The 5,913-nt window shown below is 71.6% G+C and carries 6 protein-coding genes; 4 read left to right on the top strand and 2 right to left on the bottom strand.

The window, feature by feature from the left end:
* Positions 1-71: 71 nt before the first annotated feature.
* Positions 72-1,127 carry a polysaccharide deacetylase family protein gene (locus V7067_RS04310; RefSeq protein ID WP_334174648.1) on the bottom strand — a complete coding sequence of 352 codons (1,056 nt, stop codon included), beginning with the start codon at positions 1,125-1,127 and terminating at the stop codon, positions 72-74.
* 235 nt (positions 1,128-1,362) lie between these two features.
* Here V7067_RS04310 and V7067_RS04305 point away from each other — a divergent pair, with 235 nt between their 5' ends.
* The 4 genes from V7067_RS04305 (at position 1,363) to V7067_RS04290 (ending at position 4,498) form a co-directional block, all read left to right on the top strand.
* Positions 1,363-1,806, top strand: a complete 444-nt coding sequence (locus V7067_RS04305; RefSeq protein WP_334174647.1) for an META domain-containing protein — start codon at positions 1,363-1,365, stop codon at positions 1,804-1,806.
* Positions 1,807-1,920: 114 nt separating this feature from the next.
* Positions 1,921-2,619, top strand: coding sequence for a DnaJ family molecular chaperone (locus tag V7067_RS04300; protein ID WP_334174646.1), 699 nt, complete (start codon positions 1,921-1,923; stop codon positions 2,617-2,619).
* Positions 2,616-3,422 carry an N-acetylmuramoyl-L-alanine amidase gene (locus tag V7067_RS04295; protein WP_334174645.1) on the top strand — a complete coding sequence of 269 codons (807 nt, stop codon included), beginning with the start codon at positions 2,616-2,618 and terminating at the stop codon, positions 3,420-3,422. Before V7067_RS04300 ends, V7067_RS04295 begins: the two co-directional genes overlap by 4 nt.
* The gene (locus V7067_RS04290) at positions 3,419-4,498 is read left to right on the top strand and encodes an AbrB family transcriptional regulator (RefSeq protein ID WP_334174644.1); all 1,080 of its coding nucleotides are present in this window, start codon (positions 3,419-3,421) and stop codon (positions 4,496-4,498) included. Before V7067_RS04295 ends, V7067_RS04290 begins: the two co-directional genes overlap by 4 nt.
* A 213-nt stretch (positions 4,499-4,711) precedes the next feature.
* On the opposite strand, the gene hemA is transcribed toward V7067_RS04290, so the two are convergent.
* On the bottom strand, positions 4,712-5,913 hold a 1,202-nt coding region (gene hemA, locus V7067_RS04285; RefSeq protein ID WP_334174643.1), incomplete at its 5' end, for a 5-aminolevulinate synthase.

Genomic DNA, 5,913 nt, shown 5'->3' with positions numbered 1-5,913 from the left:
GCCCTGCGGCAACCGGGCGCTGACGGGGCGCCGTCCGCCCGCCGGCGGGCGGGCGTCAGGGCCGGCGGGCGTCAGCGGGTGACGGGTGCGGCACCGGCCGGGGCGGCCGGTGTTGCCGGGGCGGCCGGTGCAGCGGCGCGGGCCGCGGCCTTTTCGGCGGCGCGCCGGCGGGCGGCCTCGTCATAGCGTGCGGTGTCGCCGGGCCGGTCGATATAGCAGCTGGAAACCGTCACCGGCCGGCCCGCGGCCAGCAGTTCGCTGACGGTGGCAAAGCCATAGCCGGCGGCCTTCAGGCGGGCGATGATCGCCGGCAGCGCCTCGCGCGTGTGCTTGCCGTTGCCGTTGCCGTGCATGACGATGATGGAGCCCGGCCGCACCTGCCGCATCACGTTGTCGACGATGGCGGCGGCGGGAATGTTGGCCGGGTCGCCGGAGACGACATCCCACTGGATCACCACCTCGCCGGCGGCGTTGGCGGCGGCCAGCGATCCGGCCGAGCACGAGCCGAAGGGAAAGCGGAACAGGTTGAGCCGCTCCACCGGGCGGGCCGCCGGGCATTGCGCCACGGCGCTGGCCCGCGCCGCGGTGATGCCGGCCCGCGTGGTCAGCACCTCCTGATCCACCTGCGCCGGGGTGGCATCGTGCATATTCGCATGGTCCCACGAATGGCCGGCAATCTCGAAGCGCGGGTCGGCGGCGATCTGCGCGGCGCGCGCGGGGTGGGTCGCCAGCCACTTGCCGCCGGCAAAGAAGGTGGCGGCGGCGCCCTCGCGGCGCAGCGTGTCGAAGATCGGCCCGTCATAGCCGGCGATCTGGCCGGGTGTTTCGCACAGGTCGAAGGTGAGGGCGACGAGGCGCACGCCGGCCGGCAGCTCCACCCGCCGCACCACGCCGGCCAGTGCGCCGGTTACCGGCGTGCCGGCGGCGGCGCTGGCCGGCGGCGTTACCCGTTCGGCCGCGGTGGCCTTGCGCGGGGTGCGCTCGCCGGGCTTCAGGGCGAGCTGGTCCGCGCTCCAGCACTGCCGGGCCGGTGTCGCCTCCTGCGCAAAGGCGGTGCCCGGCAGCAGCAGGGCGAGTGCGAGGGCGGCGGCGGGCCCGGGGCGGGAAGGGCGGACGGATTTCGGCATGGCACGACCGGATCGGGTTGCAGCAACGGGCGGCCCGCCCTGAGCCGGGCCGGCTTTCCGGGCGCCTTCAAGGCACCCGAAGCGCGATGCGCGCAAGAGCAAAATCGCCGGGTCTGCGCCCGGAGCGCGGCAGCCCTGCAATTTCTGCCCGATTCCGGCGGCACAAGACCGGCTCGCAACCGGGTCGCGATTCGCTGTCGCGGCCCGTCCCGACCGCATTTCCGGAGCTGCCGCCATGTCGTCCCGTTTTGGTCATCGCCGGCCCGTGCAGGGTGTCGTGCTTCTGCTGCTCGCCTGCGCCATGGCGGCCCCGGCCCGGGCCGGCGGCGGCGGGCTGGACGGCAGTTGGCAGGTGACGGCGCTCGACGGCCGGCCGGTTGCCGCCGCCGACGGGCTGACGCTGGCGTTCCGCGGCGATCAGCTTTCGGGCTTTGCCGGCTGCAACCGCTTCTCGGCGCCCTATCGTTTCGAGCCGCCGGCCGGCGACACCCAGCCGGTGGCCATCGGCCCGATCCGCGCCACGCGGATGGCGTGCGAGCCGGCGAAGATGGAGCGCGAGACGGCCATGATGCGCGCCATCGGCACCGCTCACACCATCTCGCGGGCGCAGGATGGCGCCGTGGAGATGCGCTCGGAGACCGGCAAGGTGACGCTGCGCTTCGTCCAGACGGCGCCCTGACGGGCAAAACCGCAGGCTGCGCGGTTTTCGGCGCTTCCGCGCCGCCGGTTTTGCTCTAGAACACGACACCGGAGTGCACGGGCGCGGGCCGGCGGGCCGGGAGGGAGACAGACCATGCCGGTCTGGAAGCGGATCGCGGATATCGGACAGTTTATCGGGCAGGGCGGCGCCTCGCTGGTTGACTGGCTGCTGACGCCCTTTCTGGGCGACGGCGTGCACCGGCGCGCGGTTGGCTTTACCATTGCCATCATTGCGCTTTCCGCCAAAATGGCGCGCGCCGACGGCGTCGTGACGGCAGAGGAGGAGAACGCCTTCTGGCGGCTGTTCGCCGTGCCGGAGGGCGAAGAGGCGAACGTGCGCCGGCTCTATCGTCTGGCACAGCAGGACATGGCCGGCTACGAGGCCTATGCCCGCCGGATCGCCGACCTCTTTGCCGAGGACCCGGCGATTCTGGAAAACGTGCTCGATGTGCTGTTTCTGGTGGCGACCGCCGACGGTGTGATCCACGAGGCGGAACTGTTCTATCTGGCACAGGTGGCGATCATCTTCCGCCTGTCCGACGAGACCTTTGCGCGCATGCGGGCCACCTATGCGCCGGGCCGCGGGCCGGAGGACCCCTATGAGGTGCTGGGCATCGGCCCGCACGCCTCCGACGACGAACTGAAGCGCCAGCACCGCCGCCTTGTGCGCGAGCACCATCCCGACCGCATGATCGCCCGCGGCGTGCCGCCCGAATTCATCCGCATCGCAACCGAGCGCCTGTCCGCGATCAACGTGGCGTGGGCGCAGATCAGTCAGGAGCGCGGCTTGTGAAGACCCGTGCCGATCTCAGCGTCCGTGACGTGCCGTCGCCCAATTTCCGCGAGCGGCCGGGCGGCCGAAAGCCGGATATGCTGATCCTGCATTACACCGGCATGAAGAGCGCGGAGGAGGCCATCGCCCGCCTCAGCGACCGTGCTGCCGAGGTTTCCTGCCACTATGTGGTGGAGGAGAACGGCGACGTGGTGCGCATGGTGGCAGAGCCGCTGCGCGCCAGCCATGCCGGGGTTTCGTGCTGGCGCGGCGAGCACAACCTGAACGATGCCGCGATCGGCATCGAGATCGTCAATCCCGGCCACGCGTTCGGTTACCGGCCGTTTCCGCCGGCGCAGATCGAAAGTGTGATCGCACTGTGCGCCGATATCGTGCGCCGCCGCCGGATCGCGCCCGACCGGGTGCTCGGCCACTCCGATGTTGCCCCGGACCGCAAGCAGGATCCCGGCGAGCTTTTCCCCTGGGCGGACCTTGCCGCGGCCGGCATCGGCCACTGGGTTGCGCCCGCCCCGGTCAGCGAGGGCGTGCGCTTTGCCCGCGGCGACGAGGGGCCGCCGGTTGGCGCCCTGCAGAGCCTGCTGGCGCTCTATGGCTACGAGATCGGCGTCACCGGCGTGTTCGATGCCCGCACCGAGATCGTCGTCACCGCCTTCCAGCGCCATTTCCGGCCGGAGAAGGTGGATGGCGTCGCCGACCGCTCCACCATTGAGACGCTGCACCGCCTGATCGCGGCGCTGAAGGCCGTGCCGAGGCCGGAGCCGGGCGCAGAAGGGGCCGGGCAGCAGGGCAAGGCCGCCTCGTGAGGCGCCGCCTCGCTGCCGCCCTGAAGGCGCCGCAGATGCGCAGCGGCGCGCTGACGCTGCTGATCGCGGCGGCGGGCGGGCTCGTCTTCGACCGTCTCGACATGCCGGCCGCCTGGCTCGGCGGCGCGGCCATCGCCGTTGCGCTGGCCACGCTGGCGGGGGTGAAAACGCGCCTGCCCGCCGGCCTGCGCCGGCCGGTCTTTCTGGTGCTCGGCGTCAGCATGGCAACCGGCATCGAGCCTTCGACCCTCGGGCGCACCGCCGAATGGCCGCTGTCGCTGGCGCTGCTGGTGCCGGTGGTGGCCGGCATCGTCGCCGGCAGCTATCTCGTGCTGCGTCGTGTCGCCGGCTGGGACCGGGCCACCGCCTTCTATGCCAGCGTTCCCGGCGCGCTTTCCTATGTCATGGCGGTGGCGCTGCAGAGCCCGGCCGATATCCGCCGGGTTGCCACCTCGCAATCGATCCGGCTGCTGACGCTGGTGGCCATCCTGCCGCTGGTGCTGGGCGGCCCGGCCATGGAGATGGCAGCGGCCGACCCCGCCTTTCCGCAGGCCTATGCGACGCCCGGCGACATCGCGCTGCTGCTGGCGGCCTCCGGGCTTGCCGGCTGGATGGCAGAGCGCCTGCGCGTGCCGGCCGGCATGCTGACCGGGGCGTTCGTGATGAGCGCGGCGCTGCACGGGGCCGGCCTCGTTGCGGCCCTGCCGCTGCCGCTTTGGCTGGCGGGGCCGGCCTTCGTCTGCCTCGGCGCCCTTGCCGGCAGCCGCATGAGCGGCATCGGCCCCGGCGAACTGGCCGCCACGGCGGCGGTTTCGGCGCTGGCCCTGCTCGCCGGGCTCGCGGTGTCGCTGGGCGGTGCGCTGGCCGCCGTCTCGCTCACCTCCGCGCGGCTGCCGCAGGCGCTGCTGGCGTTTGCGCCGGGCGGGCTGGATGCGATGGTGGCGATCGCCGTCATCCTGCACACCGATCCGGCGTTCGTCGCCACCCACCAGCTCGCCCGCTTCCTCGGCATTCTGCTGGTGCTGCCGGCCGCGGTGCGCCTGCTCGGCATTCCGCGGACGACGCCGGAGGACTGAGGCCGCGCCCCGGAAGCCGCCGCGCCGGTGCCGCACGAAACTTGATGCCGGACGAAACCGGTGCCGGACGAAAAAGGCTGCGCACGAAAAAGGCCGCGGACGATGCATCCGCGGCCTTTCGCAAACGGGATATCTCAGGCGAGCCGGGCCTCACGCGGAGCCGGGGCTTATGTGAGCCGGGCCCTCCTCATGTGAGCCGGGCCTTTGGCGCTCTCAGCCGCCGGCCGCCTGGAAGATGGCGTAGGTCGGGTGCGACAGATATTCGTCGTAGCGCGCCGGCCGCTCGCGCGACAGGCCCAGCGTCTGCCACACCTCCAGCAGCGCCACGGTGAGCTGCTCGATATATTCATCCTTGTGGAACGGCGTCGGCGTGATGCGCAGCCGCTCGGTGCCGCGCGGCACGGTCGGATAGTTGATCGGCTGGATGTAGATGCCGTGCACCTCCAGCAGGCGGTCGCTGGCGGCCTTGCACTGTTCCGGGTCGCCCACCAGCACCGGCACGATGTGCGTTTCGGTCTGCATCACCGGCAGGCCGGCGGCGGCCAGCACTTCCTTGGTGCGGTGCGCCTGACGCTGCTGGCCGCGCCGCTCCGTCGACGAGGCCTTGAGGTGGCGGATGGAGGCGGTCGCCGCCGCCGCCAGCGCCGGCGGCAGGGCGGTGGTGAAGATGAAGCCCGGCGCATAGGAGCGCACCGCATCGACCAGCGTCTTCGTGCCGGTGATATAGCCGCCGAGCACGCCGAAGCCCTTGGCGAGCGTGCCCTCGATAACGTCGATCTGGTCCATCACGCCGTCACGCTCGGCAATGCCGCCGCCGCGCGCGCCGTACATGCCGACCGCATGGACCTCGTCCAGATAGGTCAGAGCGTTGTAGCGCCGGGCGAGCTCGGCAATGGCGCCGATGGGGGCCACGTCGCCATCCATCGAATAGACGGACTCGAAGGCGATCAGCTTGGCGCGGTCGCGCCCGGCCGCCTTGAGCAGGCTTTCCAGATGGTCAAGATCGTTGTGGCGCCACACCTGCTTGGCCGCGCCGGAATTGCGGATGCCCGCAATCATCGAGGCGTGGTTGAGCTGGTCCGACAGGATGAGGCAGTTCGGCAGCAGGCGGGCGATGGTGGAAATCGCCGCCTCGTTGGAAACGAAGCCCGAGGTGAAGGTGAGGGCGGCTTCCTTGTGGTGCAGGTCGGCAAGCTCGGCCTCCAGCTCCACCAGCGGATGGTTGGTGCCGGAAATGTTGCGCGTGCCGCCGGCACCGGCGCCCATACGGTCGGCGGCGTCCTTCAGCGCGCCGATCACCGCGGGGTGCTGGCCCATGCCGAGATAATCGTTGGAGCACCACACCACGATCTCGCGGGTCTCGGCCCCGTTGCGCCACAGCGCATGGGGGAAGCGGCCGGCGATGCGCTCCAGAT

It is taken from the genome of Pseudoxanthobacter sp. (assembly GCF_036822375.1).
Taxonomy (GTDB): Bacteria; Pseudomonadota; Alphaproteobacteria; order Rhizobiales; family Segnochrobactraceae; genus Pseudoxanthobacter.
This window is presented reverse-complemented; position numbering and strand designations above follow the sequence as displayed.

What these genes read in the sequence shown, in the direction of transcription:
- V7067_RS04310 (WP_334174648.1), bottom strand. Translation starts at nt 1,127, where the DNA reads ATGCCGAAATCCGTCCGCCCTTCCCGCCCCGGGCCCGCCGCCGCCCTC.
- V7067_RS04305 (WP_334174647.1), top strand. Translation starts at nt 1,363, where the DNA reads ATGTCGTCCCGTTTTGGTCATCGCCGGCCCGTGCAGGGTGTCGTGCTT.
- V7067_RS04300 (WP_334174646.1), top strand. Translation starts at nt 1,921, where the DNA reads ATGCCGGTCTGGAAGCGGATCGCGGATATCGGACAGTTTATCGGGCAG.